At 35.9% G+C, this 19,161-nt stretch carries 14 protein-coding genes; 5 read left to right on the forward strand and 9 right to left on the reverse strand.

The window, feature by feature from the left end:
* Positions 1-708: hypothetical protein (locus HNS40_RS17470; protein ID WP_371742956.1), on the reverse strand; the 708-nt coding region annotated here is incomplete at its 3' end.
* Positions 709-1,528: 820 nt separating this feature from the next.
* On the opposite strand from HNS40_RS17470, the gene gap reads away from it, so the two are divergent.
* The 3 genes from gap (at position 1,529) to HNS40_RS17485 (ending at position 3,922) form a co-directional block, all read left to right on the forward strand.
* Complete coding sequence (gene gap, locus HNS40_RS17475; protein WP_172283246.1) at positions 1,529-2,536, forward strand: type I glyceraldehyde-3-phosphate dehydrogenase; 1,008 nt, start codon at positions 1,529-1,531, stop codon at positions 2,534-2,536.
* Between the two features lie 229 nt (positions 2,537-2,765).
* Positions 2,766-3,356, forward strand: coding sequence for an HdeD family acid-resistance protein (locus HNS40_RS17480; protein ID WP_172283248.1), 591 nt, complete (start codon positions 2,766-2,768; stop codon positions 3,354-3,356).
* Between the two features lie 23 nt (positions 3,357-3,379).
* Entirely contained in the window at positions 3,380-3,922 is a 543-nt protein-coding gene (locus HNS40_RS17485) for a hypothetical protein (protein WP_172283250.1), read from the forward strand.
* Between the two features lie 523 nt (positions 3,923-4,445).
* On the opposite strand, the gene HNS40_RS17490 is transcribed toward HNS40_RS17485, so the two are convergent.
* From HNS40_RS17490 to HNS40_RS17525, 8 genes are all read right to left on the reverse strand, one after another.
* Entirely contained in the window at positions 4,446-5,045 is a 600-nt protein-coding gene (locus HNS40_RS17490) for a peptidylprolyl isomerase (protein WP_172283253.1), read from the reverse strand.
* 177 nt (positions 5,046-5,222) lie between these two features.
* Positions 5,223-7,136: a T9SS type A sorting domain-containing protein gene (locus HNS40_RS17495; RefSeq protein WP_172283256.1), complete on the reverse strand. Its 1,914-nt coding sequence runs from the start codon at positions 7,134-7,136 to the stop codon at positions 5,223-5,225.
* Positions 7,137-7,765: 629 nt separating this feature from the next.
* The gene (locus HNS40_RS17500) at positions 7,766-9,703 is read right to left on the reverse strand and encodes a T9SS type A sorting domain-containing protein (RefSeq protein ID WP_172283258.1); all 1,938 of its coding nucleotides are present in this window, start codon (positions 9,701-9,703) and stop codon (positions 7,766-7,768) included.
* Between the two features lie 324 nt (positions 9,704-10,027).
* Positions 10,028-11,932, reverse strand: coding sequence for a T9SS type A sorting domain-containing protein (locus HNS40_RS17505; protein ID WP_172283260.1), 1,905 nt, complete (start codon positions 11,930-11,932; stop codon positions 10,028-10,030).
* A 454-nt stretch (positions 11,933-12,386) separates the two neighbouring features.
* Positions 12,387-14,291 carry a T9SS type A sorting domain-containing protein gene (locus HNS40_RS17510; protein WP_172283262.1) on the reverse strand — a complete coding sequence of 635 codons (1,905 nt, stop codon included), beginning with the start codon at positions 14,289-14,291 and terminating at the stop codon, positions 12,387-12,389.
* 185 nt (positions 14,292-14,476) lie between these two features.
* Positions 14,477-16,372 carry a T9SS type A sorting domain-containing protein gene (locus tag HNS40_RS17515; RefSeq protein ID WP_172283265.1) on the reverse strand — a complete coding sequence of 632 codons (1,896 nt, stop codon included), beginning with the start codon at positions 16,370-16,372 and terminating at the stop codon, positions 14,477-14,479.
* Between the two features lie 110 nt (positions 16,373-16,482).
* Positions 16,483-16,851, reverse strand: a complete 369-nt coding sequence (locus tag HNS40_RS17520) for an arsenate reductase family protein (RefSeq protein WP_172283268.1) — start codon at positions 16,849-16,851, stop codon at positions 16,483-16,485.
* Positions 16,848-17,615: an exodeoxyribonuclease III gene (locus tag HNS40_RS17525; RefSeq protein WP_172283270.1), complete on the reverse strand. Its 768-nt coding sequence runs from the start codon at positions 17,613-17,615 to the stop codon at positions 16,848-16,850. Before HNS40_RS17525 ends, HNS40_RS17520 begins: the two co-directional genes overlap by 4 nt.
* A 156-nt stretch (positions 17,616-17,771) precedes the next feature.
* Between HNS40_RS17525 and HNS40_RS17530 the strand changes: the two genes are divergently transcribed.
* Both HNS40_RS17530 and elbB read left to right on the forward strand, forming a co-directional pair.
* Positions 17,772-18,311, forward strand: coding sequence for an IPExxxVDY family protein (locus tag HNS40_RS17530; RefSeq protein WP_172283273.1), 540 nt, complete (start codon positions 17,772-17,774; stop codon positions 18,309-18,311).
* Positions 18,312-18,324: 13 nt separating this feature from the next.
* Positions 18,325-18,975 carry an isoprenoid biosynthesis glyoxalase ElbB gene (gene elbB, locus HNS40_RS17535; protein ID WP_172283275.1) on the forward strand — a complete coding sequence of 217 codons (651 nt, stop codon included), beginning with the start codon at positions 18,325-18,327 and terminating at the stop codon, positions 18,973-18,975.
* Positions 18,976-19,161: the final 186 nt, after the last annotated feature.

The following is a 19,161-nucleotide window of genomic DNA, read 5'->3' on the forward strand; positions in this document are numbered from 1 at the left end:
AAAATCGTTTATGTCTTTCCAAATGGCATTTCCATTGGCATCGCTAGCCGTTAAAATATAATTGGTATTACAAACACCGTTTGTAATTTGTAAGCTTTCGGTTTTGGTTTTTCCTGCTACTTCCAATGCATTGGAATCATTGGCATCATCGGTCCCTATTCCTACATTTCCCCATTTATCAATACTCATTCCTCTCATGCTTGTCTTCCCAGCTCCACCACCTCCATACAGTGATTTTAATAAAAGCGTTTTCCCTGTATTTGTACTACCGAAACTAATCAAGCCATTTACTGTTGAAGCAAAGTTCAATTCAGTATTGGTTCTTATTTTACCATTTACGTCTAGTCTTATACCGCTAGAACTCACTTTTCCTATTCCTACATTTCCAGTGCTATAATACAAATTGGAACCTGAAGTATTCCACGGAGAGTCACTACCTCCTCCAATAGCACCGCTAGCTGCAACCCATGTTCCATTACCATAGGCATCAGAAGTGAGCACATATCCATTTTGGCCTCCTGGCATTTTAAACCCTGTTGCCGATATGGTGCCTGAAACATCTAAAGTGGTCGAGGGGTTTGTTATTCCTATTCCTACCTTACCTGCATTATAATAAATGTCAGTTCTACCACTTAATGACCATGTTTGTGCATCTACTACATTTGTTATCAATAAAATAAAAAGGGTATATAAAATTTGTTTTTTCATTTGATTTCATAATTATATCAAAGCCTCTATATAAATAATTATTTATAGGCTTTCTTGGACTATAGCCATTGAAAAAATTGCTATCCGTCTCTATTATTTTTAATTTTGCAGCTTATTCGGCCCGTTTCTAAGTTTACTCCGGATTTGTTGCGAAAATGGTGAGAGCTAAGGACGGGCTGATTATTTCTTCCTTTTTCATGAAAAATGAACCAAATAAGTGAAACAATGGCCGCCCACTAGCTAAATAAAATTGTTTTTCCCTAATCGAAAAATCCTCATACAGGTTTGCTTAATAGACCACATAGACTGAAGCTTTAACAAAAAATAGAGAATCAAATATTGTTATATATACATTCAGATATGTATGAGTGAGGGGGGGGGGGGGGGTAAATACTTACAGCTCCTGAAAAGACTGTATCTATTTTATTACAAGTATTTTGAATCGAGCACATACGAAGATTGTTAAATTAATCACAGCAAATATATGTGTTTTCTTTTTATATACAAATGAATTAAATATTTATTTATGAATTGTAAATATAGAGCAGGTTCTGTTTATTAATACTTATTTTTAGGTTTTCGTACCCTAGTTTATGAACTTTTTCTTTTTCTCTCATGGCAATAATCTGCTCAAGCCAGCCAATTTATTTTCCATTTTTTTTAGCCTGTATTATATTATACCTGCTTTTTCTGAGATTCAAACGTTTGCGCTGAAATATTATCAATTCTTAAGACTAAATTGAATCTAGCTTTTAAGGAAAATACCTATCTTTACCATCTCAATAATAAAGAAATTTTATAAACTGAAAATATTAGGATTATGTCGACAATTAAAGTTGGAATTAACGGATTTGGTAGAATTGGAAGATTAGTATTTCGTGCTGCTGCTAAAATGGAAGGCATTCAAGTTGTTGGAATTAACGATTTGATTGATGTAGAATATATGGCTTACATGCTTAAGTACGATTCTGTTCATGGTAGATTTGATGGTGACGTAGAAGTTAAAGACGGGAAATTAGTAGTTAATGGTTACGCTATTCGCGTTACTGCCGAAAGAAACCCAGCTGATTTAAAATGGAATGAAGTAGATGCTGAATACGTTGTTGAAAGCACAGGTTTATTCTTGACTAAAGAAACTGCTCAAGCTCATATCGATGCTGGTGCAAAAAGAGTAGTAATGTCTGCTCCATCTAAAGATGCTACTCCAATGTTTGTGTGTGGTGTTAACCTTGATAAATACACAGCTGACATGAACATTGTTTCTAATGCTTCTTGTACAACTAACTGTCTTGCTCCAATTTCTAAAGTACTTCACGACAACTTCGGTATTGTTGAAGGCTTAATGACTACTGTTCATGCTACTACCGCTACACAAAAAACTGTTGATGGTCCTTCTATGAAAGACTGGAGAGGTGGACGTGGAGCTGGAAATAATATCATTCCTTCTTCTACTGGTGCTGCTAAAGCTGTTGGTAAAGTAATTCCTGAATTAAACGGATTATTAACGGGTATGGCTTTCCGTGTACCTACTGCCGACGTTTCTGTTGTGGATTTAACTGTTCGCTTAGAGAAGCCTGCTTCTTACGAAGCTATAAAAGCTGCTATGAAAGCTGCTGCTGAAGGCCCAATGAAAGGTGTTTTAGGATATACTGAAGAAGCTGTTGTTTCTCAGGATTTCGTTGGTGAGTCTTGTACGTCTACTTTCGATGCTGATGCTGGAATTAGCTTAAACGACAACTTCGTGAAAGTGATTTCTTGGTATGATAACGAAATGGGATACTCCATCAAAGTTCTTGAATTAATCAAGCACATGAATACAGTGAAGTAATCTTCACACCAAAAATATTTTGAAAAGCTCTAGAGAAATCTAGGGCTTTTTTTATACTAGCTAGAGTGGATTTGCAATACGCTCATTATAACTTGTTGATTATATTATTGGATTGAAAATCCGATACCGCTGGTTTTACTCATAGTTATTATTAGACCCTTACTGTTGTATTAAAGAATTCCCCTAGGTTTTAAAGAACGAAAATTCTTATCTTTGAAAAAAAAACAGAATGGAAGCTTTAAAAAACAAATGGTTTTTATTGATGGCGAATGCCGCTATAGCTATTATTGCAGGTATTGTATTCTTATTTGTACCAGAACAAACGCTAGCCACTATCGGTTTTGCGGCAGGGATCATTATTCTACTCAGTGGATTATTCTTGGTTTTTGGAGCTTTCTCCTATGCCAAACAGGGTAAAAATATGTTCTTCTGGTTAGTAGAAGGTTTAATCAACCTTTCTCTAGGTGTAATATTAATCGTGAACCCTAGTTGGTTATTAGAGTTTCTATTGATTCTAATCGGGCTATGGGCATTAATACTTGGTATCTTCCAATTATACACAGGTTTTGCACATTCAAAACAAATTAAAAACGCTACCCTACTCAAAATAAACGGATTGGCAGCATTAGTTATTGGTTTAATCTTATTATTCAAACCAGATATGGTAGCCAGTTTTATTATTCAATTATTAGGAGTAATTAGTATTCTTATTGGTGGAGTGATGATGTATTTTGCTTTTATGATGAAAAAAGTAGCCAAACAAATGAATCCTCCTGCTGTAGAAGCAGATATTATTGTGGAGTCAGAAGAAGATAAATAAGTGACAGTTGATCAATCTGACTTATGAATGAAATAGAAGCTTTTCTAAATAAGAACTATGGAAAAGTTCATGCCCTTGATTTGGCTGAAGTTTTGTCTCGTCAACCTGAAAGAATACCAGAATTACTAAAAATCATTTTAAAAGAGGAGGAGCCTATATCTCGACGTGGTGCATGGTATTTTAGCACCCTCTTCGATAAATATCCTCATCTGGTCATTCCTTATGTAGACGAGTTAATTTCGAACTTAGAGAACATTAAATCTCAAGCCATCCTCCGTTGCTTTTTAAGAACCATATCGCGAGTTGAAATAGCGGAGCCATATCATGCCTATCTTATTCAATATTCTGCCGATGCCATCATGAGCAATAAGAGTGAAATTGCGGTGAAGGCCATGGCCATGGATATATTCTTCCAAATAGCAAAATTCCAGCCTGAACTATTCAATGAGCTAGAATATATGATTGAACTGATTTATCCTGATGGTAGTAGAGGGATTCAGAATAAGTGCCGCAAGATGATTAAGTATATTGAAAAGACTAGATCTGGAAATACAAAAAGGAAGTGAGAAGAATGAAGCTGGAAGTGAGAAGAATGAAGCTGGAAGTGAGAAGTTCCTTTCAGATGAAAAAACAGCTAGAACGGATTTGCAATCCGTTTTTTTACAGTAAATATATCAAATCGGATTACAAATCCGATGGAGCTGGTTTGCCATGCTTTCCTGCGCCAAGCTTGCAATGACCTTCCTTCGGAGAGACATACTACGAATGGGGTTCATAGAAAGCACGGTCATGGCGAGCGCAGCGAAGCCATCTCTTACAACTTACTCAGCATTTTATAAATACGCGATTCAATTGAAACACCAGCTTGGACAGGTTTGCAATCCGTTCGTTATCAAAAGCATATAATAAATCGGATTACAAATCCGATGGAGCTGGGGCTAGAAGATAGAGCTAGGTTAAGCTATGATATAGAAAAAAGGCTTGAAGCAGGGAGCTAGAAGCAAGAAGTGCATATTTATAACAATCCTTGCTTCGAACTTCTCGCTTCAAGCCCTTGCCGTATATTTTTACAGCAAGACTTATCTATGCTTATCCACAACCGCAAGAACCTTGTTCTTCGCTACTACAACAGCTGTCATTTGAGTTTTCATCTTTTGAAGAACTGCCGCAAGAACCACCACCTGATCCACTACCACATCCGCAACCATGGTGTGCTGGAGGATTTAGCTCCTCATAAGTAGCTTCTCTAACCATTTCTATCTTTCCGGTAAAGAATAAATCTTGACCAGCTAGAGGATGGTTGAAATCCATTTTCACTTCTGTCTCTTCAACCTCACGTACAACCCCATTCATTCTACGTCCTTGGCTATCCATCATTGGAATCTGATTACCAACAGTAAGAATCTGCTCATTTACGGTTCCGTCTTGAGCAAAAATATCTTTATTTAATTTGATTAATAATTCCTCTTTAAAAACACCATAAGCTTCGGTACAAGGAACCACAAAATTAAATTCCTCTCCGGCTTTCATCCCATCCAGCTGACTTTCGAAACTTGGGAGCAAACCGCCTTGCCCAAAGATAAACTCAACAGGTTTAGTTTCGTCGATGGTCTCGATTACTTTACCTTCTACATTGTCTTGTTTGAGTGTATATGTGATAGCGGCCACTTTATTTTGACTAATTTCCATAGTATATTTCTTTAAATTTTTGCAAAAATAACAAGCTTATTCTTATTGTTTAGTTTTTAACATTATTTTCCGAAATATTTCACATTTATTAGGAATAGCATCAAACAAAAAAAGGTCTGACTATAAAGCCAGACCTTCTTCTATTAATTAATTAAAATGACATATGTATTTGGAATATTATTCCACAATCATTTTCTTAGTTACACTTTCGTTACCAATGGTAACAGTGTAGAAATAAATACCTGCTTCTAAATCATTAGCAGGAAGCTCAACCTTCATGGTTCCATTAATGACACCAGCATCTATAGTATAAATTGACTGCCCCATTAGATTACTAACTTCAATCATTACAGATTTAATAATATTGCTAGATAATTCGATTGTTGTATAAGAAGAAAATGGATTCGGTTGATTCTGAGTAACAGTAAAACTATTATCACTTACAACAAGACCATCTTCAAGACCATCAACCAAATATCCAATTCCATTAATATAACTATGTGTTACAGGAGCTAAATCAGATCCGCCACCAAATTCAGATGGAGAAACAGACGTGACCACTGGAAGTTGTATATAATTACCTACAGTTTTACATATTTGACCTACATTATGGTAAAAATAGAATCCAGCATATAAATCATCATAAGTAAAGTTGGTGTTAGGGAAGTCAACATTGAAACTACCTCCATTCACAAACCTACCAGCCGTTTTAATATTTGGTGCCCCATTTTCACCTTCATAATTATCAGGATTATCAGTATCGGCCCAAACAGCAAAGACAGCACTACCGTCTTCAGTTCTAGTTGCGCGAAGTCTTGAACCCCAACCAATATCACCTAAACCATAGGCAGAACCATCAGCTACATCATCAGCTACAATAGAGTCCACATACATTACTTCTTGCATTCCATCAGCGCTAACTTCAATATTATAGATATAATCTAGATTACCAGTATAAGAATACAATAAGGAATCAGGGTGAGTTGAAAAAGTACCAGTTACTTTTACAAATAGTTGCAAATCGCCATTGGCATCAACAACGCCATCCATTTCACTTAATAAAGGCCACATGGGTCCATTAAATTGATTAGTAGCCCATAAGTATTCACTCATTACTTCATTATCTTCAAGAGGAATCTCAATCTGATCCCAATCTTGACCTTGATTTTCAGTTCTAAATACGATAGGAGAATATCCACTTTCACCTTCTAATTCAGCATCTACACCATTCATCCAGGTATATCCAACAGAACCATCATTTGACCAAGCATTACCAAAAGTCCAAAGGTTAAAGGTTGTACCATCGGTTCTTAAAGCTAAATCTACTGGAATATCTACAACATCCCAATCAAAACCAGAACCATTAAACTCAGCATACCATGCAGCAATATTCATCTCCGTTGATAATCCTGCTCCATTATCTTGATATTTGGAATCCACAACATGGGCCACACCATCAGAACAAACTTGCAAACCATTACGAATCAGCTGGCTACCAGACCATTCTGGATCAACTGGAATCAATTCATTTACTAATTCTTCTCCATTTACTTTCGATGTAGCAAAATAGTTACTTAACCAGCCAGCACCATCTGTTACAGGGCCACAGCTTAATATATAAGCTTGAGCAGGATCAGTATTTCCATCAGGATTATAGATTACTCCAGAAGGGTATCTACACGCATCACTAGTATTCATTAACCAAGTGTCAGTCCAAGCATTACCGCCATCAGATGAGGTAGCTGTAATAATATTACCACTATTTAGTGCCTCTGGATAGGTAGCAGGATCAGTTCTAAATGTGAATCCATAAGTACCTAATTCTTGATTATAATCAAAATATCTTTGATCTTCTAGTAGGACAGAATAGATATTAGCAGATTTCCCAACATAAACTCGCTCTACAGATTGAGTTCCTTTAAAATCAAAATCAGCAGAAACCACAGGAACCGGTTGGGTTGGTGCAATAGGCATATCAATCTTATTCTTTGAATTTGCCTCTGATTTGTGTTTTTTAGCTGTTTTCTTCTCATCAGCCATTGCACCGATAGAAATACTCAAAGCCAAGGTAAATAGTAAAATTTTTCTCATATGAATAGTTTTTAAAATTAAAAACGTAAAGCTAATGATAAATTTTGATATATTCTTCTTTTCCGTTAATATTTTATTGTCAATACATACTATTTATTAGGGCATTATAAATATACATAATACATTTATACATCCATATTGTATTTTTATCTATTTATCTAGAATCGTGTTGGATGATCTCAAATACTATAACGATTACTATGAGCTAAATGGTTGCCTCAAAAGATAAATCTTATCAAGAAAGTGATTTCTAATTAAGCTTGGGGTGGGTTCGACAACATAATAAACCAGCTCAAGCAGAAATGCTTTCCGCCGGTCTAAATTTAAAACGTTTCCAATATTGTTAAACATACTCCATTTGGGGTTTTGACTATACCTTTTTAGAAAAGGTGAAAAAGGAGTATGAACCAATTAGATTCTAACTCAGAGGTCGGCAATAAGAAAAAGCTTCGCTATTGCTCTATCTTGCCGACCTAAATGGCATTCATATCCAAGGGCTTTGCTCGAGGCTATTCATATGGCGCCCTTTCAAGGCTTATGATTTAATGTCTGGGCAGAGCGCTGTCAGGGGAGCACAAAAAAGGTCCAGCTTTTCAGCCAGACCTTTTAAATATGATATTTGAGGAATATTATTCCACAATCATTTTCTTAGTTACACTTTGGTTACCAATAGTAACGGTGTAAAAATAAACACCTGCTTGTAAATCAGTAGCTGGAATATCAATATTCATTGAACCATTAATCATTCCTGCATTGATAGCATAAACAGACTGTCCCATAAGGTTACTAACTTCAACTCTTACATCAGCTACAGTAGTACTGTTAACAGTAACAGTAGTAAATGTAGAGAATGGGTTTGGAGAGTTTTGAGCTACCTCAATACTTAAAGTAGTGTTCATTTCGCCTAAACCAACAGTACATAAAGGAGCAAACTCGATACCTGTAATGAAGTTAACAGTGATAGCATCAGCAGTAGCAGAACCATTACTTGCAAATTCACCAGGAGTAATACCTTGGATATAAGGAATAGTATAATTACCATCCTCATTCATATAAGCCCACTCAGCACCAGCTGGGTAATAGTAAAACTTTTCGTATAAAGTTCCTTCTGTAAAACATACAGGAGAATCCATAGTAACACCATCAGTAATACATTTTGACCAACCAAAGATATCTGGCTCAATATTTAATTCACTCTCTGGTACATTTCTAGTATCAGTCCATGTAAAGAATACTTCAGTTTCTGTTGCATTTTTGGCAGCAAATAACCGGTGTTGCCATCCATTACCAGCATAAGAACCTTCTTCATCATTTACATTTTGTGTATTCAATGAATCGATCTTCATATACTCTTGAAGACCATCAGGAGTAAAAGTCATACTTACTAAATCACCAGGATAAACCCATGCATATCCAGTTGAGTCAGGATACATAGTTACATCTGCAGAGTGAGAACCAACAGCTGCAAACATTTGAAGGTTTCCATTAGCATCTACAACACCTGTTGATTCGAAGAATCTAGGAATCACCATATCAGTACCACCAGCATTGATCAAAAACTCATAGAAGAAATCTTGAGCATCACCATCTAATAAATCATACTCTACCATATCCCAAGAGTCACCACTATCATTGGTCACATAAAGAATAGGTTGGTATCCTGTAGGGGCTTCAGTAGAAACACCATTCATCCATACATAACCAGTTTCGCCATCGGCTGACCAGCAAATCTCAAGACCTGAATCACTACCCACAAACATACCAGTCCACTGGATAACACCATCAGCAGGATCAACATCAACATCAACTTCAAGAGTATTTGAGAAATCCCACACAAACTCATCACCGTCTAATTCACCTACTATCAATTCGAATTCGGCTTCAGTAAAAGAAGACCAGTCACCTTTAGCTTTAAGGTTTAAAGCACGAACTTCATTATTTACTTGTTGTAAACCATACTGGTTCCAATATCCATTATGAGTATAATCTGGATCAGTATCTTGCCATACATAGTTAGTGAAAGCATCACCACCTATCATAGCAGAACCATATACTTTATAATTCCAATCTACAGCAGTACTTTGTCCGATGCCATAAGCATCAGCAACAGAAGTATTTCCTTCAGGATTGAAAACTATACCTGCAGGATAATAATTTGTTAGACCTTCTGCAGTATTGTCAGAAACCACAACAGGACCTTGCCATGTTTGACCATGATCTTCAGAATAGAACATACCAGTAGTACCATCTTCATTGGCCACATCGTAAGTTTCTCCATCTAAAATAAATGTAACACTAATTACATCCAATTCTGGATTATAATAAATAACGTGTGGCTCTTCTCTTCTTAAACTTCTTTGAGAATGCGCAGTACCAACAACGATTCTGTTGATGTCTTCCTTAACCGCTCTGTCAGTATTAATTTCTGGCATTGGTCTTGGAGCAACAGGAGCTTGCTCTGTAAGTTCGGCAGCTCTCTTTTCTAACTTAGCTTTAGCAGGCTTATTTTGCGAAAATCCGGAGATAGCAAAACCCGCTACTAAAACAAATAGTAACAATTTTTTCATATGAACGCTTTTAATTAATTAATAGAAGCTCCAAATATATGAAATATTTTCGTGTACAAACACAGTAATAACGCGTGTTTAAAGCACATTGTGCTTAGCTTGCACATAACCCCTAATAAAATATTCTCAAAAACGGACACTTGTTATTCTTGTAACATCTGTAAAAACAATACATTTAGACTATTATTATTGAATAATAAAATAGGTGAATTTCGGGATATTAACTAAGTGAAATAGTTTGTTAAAAAACAGAATATGGAAGGCGAAGGCAAAAAAAAAGAGCTTGATTAATAAATCAAGCTCTTTTTTTTAATAAACGATTGCTTATTCTACAATCATTTTCTTAGAAATACTTTCGTTACCAATAGTAACAGTGTAGAAATAAACACCAGCTTCTAAATTAGCAGCAGGAAGTTCAACACGCATGGTATTATTGATGATACCAGCATCCATAGTATAAACTGTTTGTCCCATTAGGTTACTTACTTCAACCATAACTGGAGCCACCACTTGACTAGTTAATTGGATAGTTGTAGAACCTGAGAATGGGTTAGGGCTGTTTTGAGTTACAGCAAAATTAGCAACAGTACTTGCTTCTTCTAAACCAGTTACCCAAAGGAATTTAACATCTTTTACAAAACTATGAGTTACAGGAGTTAACTCATTTCCAGAACCAAATTCAGATGGAGTTACAGTAGTCACAACAGGTAGGTGAATATAATCACCTTCTATTGTACTGATCTGACCCACATTATGGAAGAAATAGAAACCTGCATATAGGTCATCAGCAGTAAAGTTAGTAACAGGGAAATCTGTGAAATCACCACCATTTACCAATCTACCAGCAGCCTTAATATTTGGAGCACCATTCACACCTTCGTAATTATCTGGATTTTCAGTATCAGCCCAAACCGCAAATACAGCGGTTCCATCATCACTTCTTGTGGCGCGCAGTCTAGAACCCCAACCTTCAGCACCTAAAGAATAGGCAGAAGATGCTTCCACATCATCAGCAACAATAGAGTCCACGTAATATACATTTTGAACACCGTCCATATTGATTTCAAGATTATAGATATAATCTAAATTATAAGAATAGGAGTATCCAATAGAATCAATATGTGTAGAAAAAGTACCAGTGGCTTTTACAAATAATTGTAGTTCACCATTTGCATCAACAACACCATCAAGTTCTGTAACTTGAGGCCACATTGGACCATTAAACTGATTAGTAGCCCAAAGGTATTCACTCATCACTTCATTATCTTCCAAAGCAATTTCGATTTGTTCCCAATCTTCGCCTTGATTTTCGGTTTTGAATACGATAGGAGAATATCCGCTTTCGCCTTCTAATTCTGCGTCAACACCAACCATCCAGGTATATCCAACAGAACCATCATTAGACCATGCATTACCAAAGGTCCAGAAATTAAATGTAGTTCCATCAGTTCTCATAGCTAAATCAACAGGAATATCAACCACGTCCCAATCGAAGCCAGAACCATTAAATTCAGCATACCAAGCAGCAATATTCATTTCTGTAGAATAACCAGAACCATTGTCTTGATACTTAGAATCAACAACATGAACAAAACCGTCAGAAGTCACCTGTAATCCATTACGAATCAACTGACTACCCGACCAATCAGGATCGATAGGTAAAAGTAGAAGATTTTGTTCTTCTCCATTAACTTTTGAACTTGCAAAGAAATTATCAGACCAACCACCAGTTGTAATAGGGCCACAAGCCACTAAATAAGCTTGGCTAGGATCTGTATTCCCATCAGGATTATAAATACCACCTGAAGGGTATCTTCCAGCATCCTCTGTATTCATCATCCAAGTATCAGCCCAAGTGTTACCACCATCTGTTGATGTAGCAGTAATAATATTACCACTATTAAAAGCTTCAGGATAAGTAGCAGGATCTGTTCTAAAGGTAACAGCATAAGCACCTAATTCTTCATTATAATCAACATATCTTTGGTCTTCTAGAAGAACAGAATAGATATTTGCTGATTTTCCAACATATACACGTTCCACAGCATTTGTTCCTTTAAGTTCCACATCTGCAGATACAGCTGGTTTCACTTGAGTTGGAGACATTGGTGCTTCAATTTTATTTTTTGAATTCACCATTTTGGTAGATTTCTTTGCTACTTTTTTCTCATCGGCCATAGCACCGAAAGAAAGACTTACAGCTAAACTAAAAAGTAAAAATTTTTTCATAGTATTAAAATATTTAGATTTATTATTCGTCGAATAGCAAATTTAGCTTTTTTGATAATTATTTCAAGTTCTTTTGGCCTTCAAATGACTAAAAAAGCGAAGATTAGGTGTTTGTACTATTTGGCAATAGAATACTGGATAATTCTCATAGAGATTGTTTTCTGTCCAAATTAGCTTATTTCACAGGTGTTTTGGCACTTATTATATGGGTATAAAACAAATATAAGCTTCTTATTTTATAAACATAAACCTGAGTAAAAAGCCTATCTTTCTAGCTGAAAAAAGCAAATTTTGTTCAAAAACGAACAAAATTACATGCCAATTCTCATAAAATATTGACAATTTTTGTCATACTTAATCTCAAAACAGCGATTTAAGGCCTTAAAAAACTTAAAAAAAAGAGCCTGATTCTACAGGCTCTAGAGATTTAATTATTTTAATCTTGTGATTTATACTATTCCACAATCATTTTTTTAGATACACTTTGATTACCTATGGTTATAGTATAATAATAAACACCTGACCGTAAGTCACTAGCAGGTAATTCAACTTTCATTGAATGATTAATAATACCAGCATCCATAGTATAAACAGTTTGTCCCATGAGGTTACTGACCTCTATCATCACTGGAGCTACTAACTGGCTAGTTAGTTGGATAGTTGTAGAACCAGAGAATGGGTTAGGACTGTTTTGAGTTACAGCAAAATGAGAAACAGTACTTGCTTCTTCTACACCAGTTACCCAAAGGAATTTAACATCTTTTACAAAACTATGAGTTACAGGAGTTAACTCATTTCCAGAACCAAATTCAGATGGAGTTACAGTAGTAACAACAGGTAGGTGAATATAATCACCTTCTATTTCACTTATCTGACCCACGTTTTGGAAGAAATAGAATCCAGCATATAAGTCGTCAGCAGTAAAGTTAGTAACAGGGAAGTCAGTGAAATCACCACCATTTACTAATCTACCAGCAGCCTTAATATTAGGAGCACCATTCACACCTTCATAATTATCTGGATTTTCAGTATCAGTCCAAACTGCAAATACGGCAGTCCCATCAGCACTTCTTGTGGCACGCAGCCTAGAACCCCAACCTTCAGCACCTAAAGAATAGGCAGAAGATGCTTCAACATCATCAGCAACAATGGAATCTACATAAAAAACATTTTGAACACCATCCATATTAATTTCAAGATTATAGATATAATCTAAATTATAAGAATAAGAGTATCCAATAGAATCAATATGTGTAGAGAAAGTACCAGTAGCTTTTACAAATAATTGTAGTTCGCCATTTGCATCCACAACACCATCAAGTTCTGTAACTTGAGGCCACATTGGACCATTAAACTGATTAGTAGCCCAAAGGTATTCACTCATCACTTCATTATCTTCCAAAGCAATTTCAATTTGTTCCCAATCTTCTCCTTGATTTTCAGTTTTGAATACGATAGGAGAATATCCACTTTCGCCTTCTAATTCTGCATCAACACCAACCATCCAGGTATATCCTACAGAACCATCATTAGACCATGCATTACCAAAGGTCCAGAAATTAAATGTAGTTCCATCAGTTCTCAAAGCTAAATCAACAGGAACATCAACCACATCCCAATCGAAGCCAGAACTATTAAATTCAGCATACCAAGCAGCAATATTCATTTCTGTAGAATAACCAGAACCATTGTCTTGGTATTTAGAATCTACAATATGCGCCACTCCATCAGAACAAACTTGTAAACCATTACGAATAATCTGACTTCCAGACCAAGAAGGATCTACGGGCACTATTTCGTGTGTTAAATCTTGCCCATTAACTTTAGAAGAAGCGAAGTAATTATGAGTCCAAGCGGCGTTAAACACACCACCTGCTGAAACAAGAAAAGCTTCATTAGGATCTGTATTTCCATCAGGATTATAAATCACTCCAGAAGGGTATCTACAAGGATCATCTGTATTCATCATCCAAGTATCAGCCCAAGTGCTACCGCCATCTGTTGATGTAGCCATAATAATATTACCACTGTTTAAGGCTTCGGGATAGGTAGCGGGGTCTGTTCTAAAAGTAAAAGCATAAGCCCCTAAGTCATTATTATAATCTAAATACCTCTGTTCTTCTAAAAGTACTGAATATATATTAGCAGATTTTCCGATATAAACACGCTCTACAGATTGTGTACCTTTCCAGTTAAAATCGGAAGCAACTACAGGAGGTGTTTGAGTTGGACTCATTGGTAAATCAATCTTATTTCTTGAATTTACCATTTTCGTGGATTTTTTAGCCTCTTTTTTTTCATCGGCCATAGCACCGAAAGAAAGACTTAGAGCTAAACTAAAAAGTAAAAAATTTTTCATAGCATTAATAATTTAAGATTAAGTATTTGTTGAATAGCAAATTTAAGTATTTTTCTTAAACAACTCAAGTTAGCCTTAGTTAGTGAATTACATATAGATAAGTATACAAAAAGGCATAAAAAAAGAGCCTGAAAAATCAGGCTCTTTAAATCTAAATATTTTAATCTTGTGGATTTCTTCGACGATTATTCCACTATCATTTTCTTAGATACACTTTCGTTACCAATAGTTACAGTGTAGAAGTAAACACCAGACTGTAAATCTCTAGCTGGTAATTCAACTTTCATCGTGTTATTGATAACACCTGCATTCATTGAATAAACAGTTTGTCCCATTAAATTACTTACTTCAATCATAACTGGAGCAGAAACTGCACTAGTTAATTCAATAGTTGTAGAACCTGTGAATGGATTAGGATTGTTCTGACTAACTGCGATATTAGAAACCGCTTCTAATTGATTCAAACCAACAGTCCAAGGAAATTTAACACCTTTCACAAAACTATGAGTAGTTGGAGTTAGCTCATCACCTGTACCAAACTCAGCAGGGCTAACAGATGTAGTCACAGGAATATGAACAAAATTATCAGCAATTCTACTTACCTGACCCACATTGATAAAGTAATAGAACCCAGCATATAAATCATCAGCAGTAAAGTTAGTTACAGGAAAATCATTGAAATCACCGTCAATCATTCTACCTGCCGCTTTAATATTTGGAGCACCATTCTCTCCACCGAAAGCTTCAACATCTTCTGTATCAGTCCAAACAGCAAAAACAGCAGAACCATCAGCAGTTCTAGAAGCACGTAATCTTGTACCCCAACCGGCTGCTCCACCTAATGCATTGGCCCCATCTGTTGGTACATCATCAGTCATCACAGAGTCAACAAAAATTACATTTTGAACACCACTTTCGTTTAATTCAATATTGTAAATATAGTTTAAGTTGTTAGTATAAGAGTAACCTAAAGAATCAATATGAGTAGAGAAAGTACCTGTAGCTTTTACAAATAATTGTAATTCACCATTGGCATCAACAATACCATCAAGCTCAGTACACTGTGGCCACATTGGACCTTCAAGAGCATTTGTTGCCCAAATATACTCAGACATTACTTCATTATCTTCCAATTCAATTTCGATTTCATCCCAGCTTTCACCTGCATCTGTTGTCACAAATACAATAGGTTGGTAACCATTTTCGATATCAGCAGAAACACCAATCATCCACATATAACCAATAGAACCATCGTTAGACCAAGTAGAACCGAAAGTCCAGAAGTTAAAAGTAGTACCATCAGTTCTCATTTTAAGGTCAACAGGAACATCAACAGATTCCCAATCGAAAGTAGAACCATTATATTCACCATTCCAAACATTTAAGTTCATCTCGGTAGAATAACCAGAACCATTATCTTGGTATTTTGAACCCATAATATGAACAAAACCATCATTAGTGGCCTGCATACCTTGACGAATCAATTGGCTTCCAGAATAAGCAGGATCAACTTCAACTAATTGAAGATCTAGATCTGCACCATTAATTTTTGAACTTGAGAAGAAGTTATGCGTCCAAGTACCTGTAGAAACAGGACCAGCACCAACTACTAAAGCTTCAGCAGGATTAGTGTTTCCATCAGGATTATAAACCACACCAGAAGGATATCTTCCACCATCAGCAGTATTAATCAACCAAGTATCAGCCCAAGTATCTCCATCTTGAGAAGTAGCAGAAATAATAGCACCACTATTACCATTTGCACCAGCGTAGGTTGCAGGATCCGTTCTAAAAGTAAAAGAGTATGTTCCAATCTCTTCATTATAATCTAAACCTCTTTGCTCTTCTAAAAGAACAGAATACACATTGGCCGATTTCCCAATATAAACTCTATCAACAGATTTAGTTCCTTTTAAATTCATTTCTGCGGCTACAACAGGAGAAGTTTGAGTAGGATTAACTATCTCAATCTTATTCTTTGTATTTACCGTCTTTGTTGTTTTTTTAGCATCTTTAGTTCCATCGGCCATTGCTCCGAAGGAAAGGCTAAGAGCCAAACCAAAAAGTAATAATTTTTTCATCGCACTTATAATTTAAATTAACATTGTTTATTGTGTGCTCCAAAATTATATGATCTTTATGGCAAAAAGCCCATATTCAAAAAGAATGAACTCGTAAATCTCACGTATTTTTATCTAAGTGATTTCTGCAATACGTATTGATTTAGCGTTTCCACATTAGCTTTACTGTTCCCCACAAAAACATGTTTATCATCAATAATCACAGGCCTTTTGAGGAAAGTGTATTCCTGAAGAATATACTTTTTATAGTCTTCTTCACTTAGGTTTACCTCTTTTAATTTCAGGCTTTTATACTTTTGAGATCGACGCGAAAACAGGTCTTCATAGCTCCCTACTAAAGCTTTAATCTCATCTAATTCCTCTTCAGAAATCGCTCTCTTTTTGATGTCAATGACTTCGAAACCTAAGTCTAAAACTCCACTGTTTTTGAGGATTCTTTTACTGGTGTCACAGGTGGAAAGGGTGAATATTTTCTTCATAATGATGCTATTTCCACAAAACTCGGACAGTGGTCTGAGTGTTTTGCGTCGGGTAAAATACCTACATTTTTGATTTGGCTTTTCATGTTTTCGCTAACCATAAGGTAATCGATACGCCAGCCTTTATTATTGTTTCGCGCATTGGCTCTATAACTCCACCAAGTGTAATGATGAGGATCTTTATTCAACATCCTAAAGGAATCGATAAAGCCTGTGGCTAGAAATTGCGACATCCATTCTCGCTCCTCAGGCAAGAAACCACTGGTTTTTGCATTGCCTTTAGGGTTGTGAATATCAATGGCTTCATGACAAATATTATAATCTCCAGAAAGAACGAGATTTGGTAAGGTTTTCTTAAGCTCGTTAATATACTCCGTATAATCGCTCAACCACTGCATTTTGAATTCTTGGCGTGCGTCTCCACTACTTCCTGAGGGATGATAAACACTTACTACTGAAAAATCTTCAAAATCAGCACGTATAAAACGGCCTTCAAAATCATACTTTTCAATTCCCATACCAAATTGCACATGCTTAGGTTCTACTTTACTCAGAATAGCTACTCCGCTATATCCTTTCTTTTGTGCAGAAAAGGAATAAGTATGATAACCCAGCTCTGTAAATTCAAAAACCGGTATTTGATCGTCTTGGGCCTTAGTTTCTTGTATACAAACCACATCGGGATTCTCTTCTCTTAACCAATCAAGGAAGCCTTTTTTAACAGCAGCTCGTATTCCATTTACATTATAGGTGATTATCTTCATATAGGTAATTTCTAAGGTTTTTATTGAGGCGCTAATTTCGGTATTTTTTTACAAATGAAAGTATTGCTTATTTGATATCATCCATTTCCTCATTTTTTTAAATTTCATAAGCTACATATGCTTAGGATTATTAACTTTGCTTCAAGATAGCCAAACATGAAAATCAGATTACAAACAACACAACCTACTGACGAAGAGTATCTCATGATTGGGCTATCCTCTTCCCTGAAGGATTATCAGCTATCTTACTATTTAAATAAGCACTTTCAGACCTTTTTTAAGAAAATGCCCGATATCCCATTTTATAATAAGAATGGAGAGATTGGCAAGTTTGCATTTTATCATTTTTATGATGAAGACTTACGTATGGATTATTATCTATTTACCAATAAATCCTCAAAAAACACGGCTGTTTCCGCTTATCCTCATTTTGAATTCTTTGTTTTATTTAAGCTTTCCTCTTATCAAATTCCTGTAAATGAAATTTTAAAAGAGATGAGGAGGGTTCCATATATAAATGCTGCTCTCCAAATTCCACTGCAAAAGCTTAAAAATCTAGATGAATTATTGGAAGATATAGAGCTACATCTATTAACAATTACCAGTGCTCAAAAAAAGTGCGAAGCTCGACAATGGCTATGGCAAAAATGTGTAGCTCAAAATAAAATCGCTAATTTTGAAAATAAATTGATTTAAAAAATAAGATATTATGAAAAAATTTGCAATCATTCTATCGGGATGTGGTGTTTTTGATGGCGCCGAAATCCATGAAGCCACCTTAAGTATGTTAGCCGTGATGATGCACGGAGGAGTCTATGAAATATTTGCACCTGATATTAAACAACATCATGTAATCAATCACATCACTGGTGAAGAGATGGACGAGGAAAGAAATGTGTTGATAGAGTCGGCCAGAATTGCCAGAGGAAAGATCAGCCCCATGAGCGCTTTCCAAGCTGAAGAGTTCGATGCTTTATTGATTCCGGGTGGATTTGGAGCTGCTAAAAACCTCTCCGATTTTGCCTTTAAAGGAGCTGAAGCTGGTGTTTTTATCCAAGTGAAAGATGCCATTCAGGAAATGCATAGAATGGGAAAACCCATTGGAGCCTTATGTATCTCTCCTGCGCTTATTGCCTTAACTTTAGACAATGTAGATTTAACCATAGGAAACGATAAAGCGACCATAGAAGCTCTAGAAGCATTAAATGCACATCATTTAGAAACTTCTCACGGCGAAGTGGTTCACGATAAAGCAGAAAATATTTTTACCACTCCTTGTTATATGCTGGATGCTACTATTCTTGAAATTGCCATTGGTGCCGAGAATATTGTAAAGGCTATGATGGAGAGTATGGAGTAGATTGAGAATAAAACAATTATTACTCTGTGAAACTTTGTGACTCCTCTGTGTGCTTTGTGATATAGCTATTAAACACTATAAAGAATAGAACACGAATAACACGGGTTTAGCGGATTGTCACTGATTAATTATGCCAGCTTTCGAACGCTCCGCTTCTCCCTTTCTCCATCTCCTATACATTGTATT

The organism is Lentimicrobium sp. S6, assembly GCF_013166635.1.
Lineage (GTDB): Bacteria > Bacteroidota > Bacteroidia > Bacteroidales > UBA12170 > UBA12170.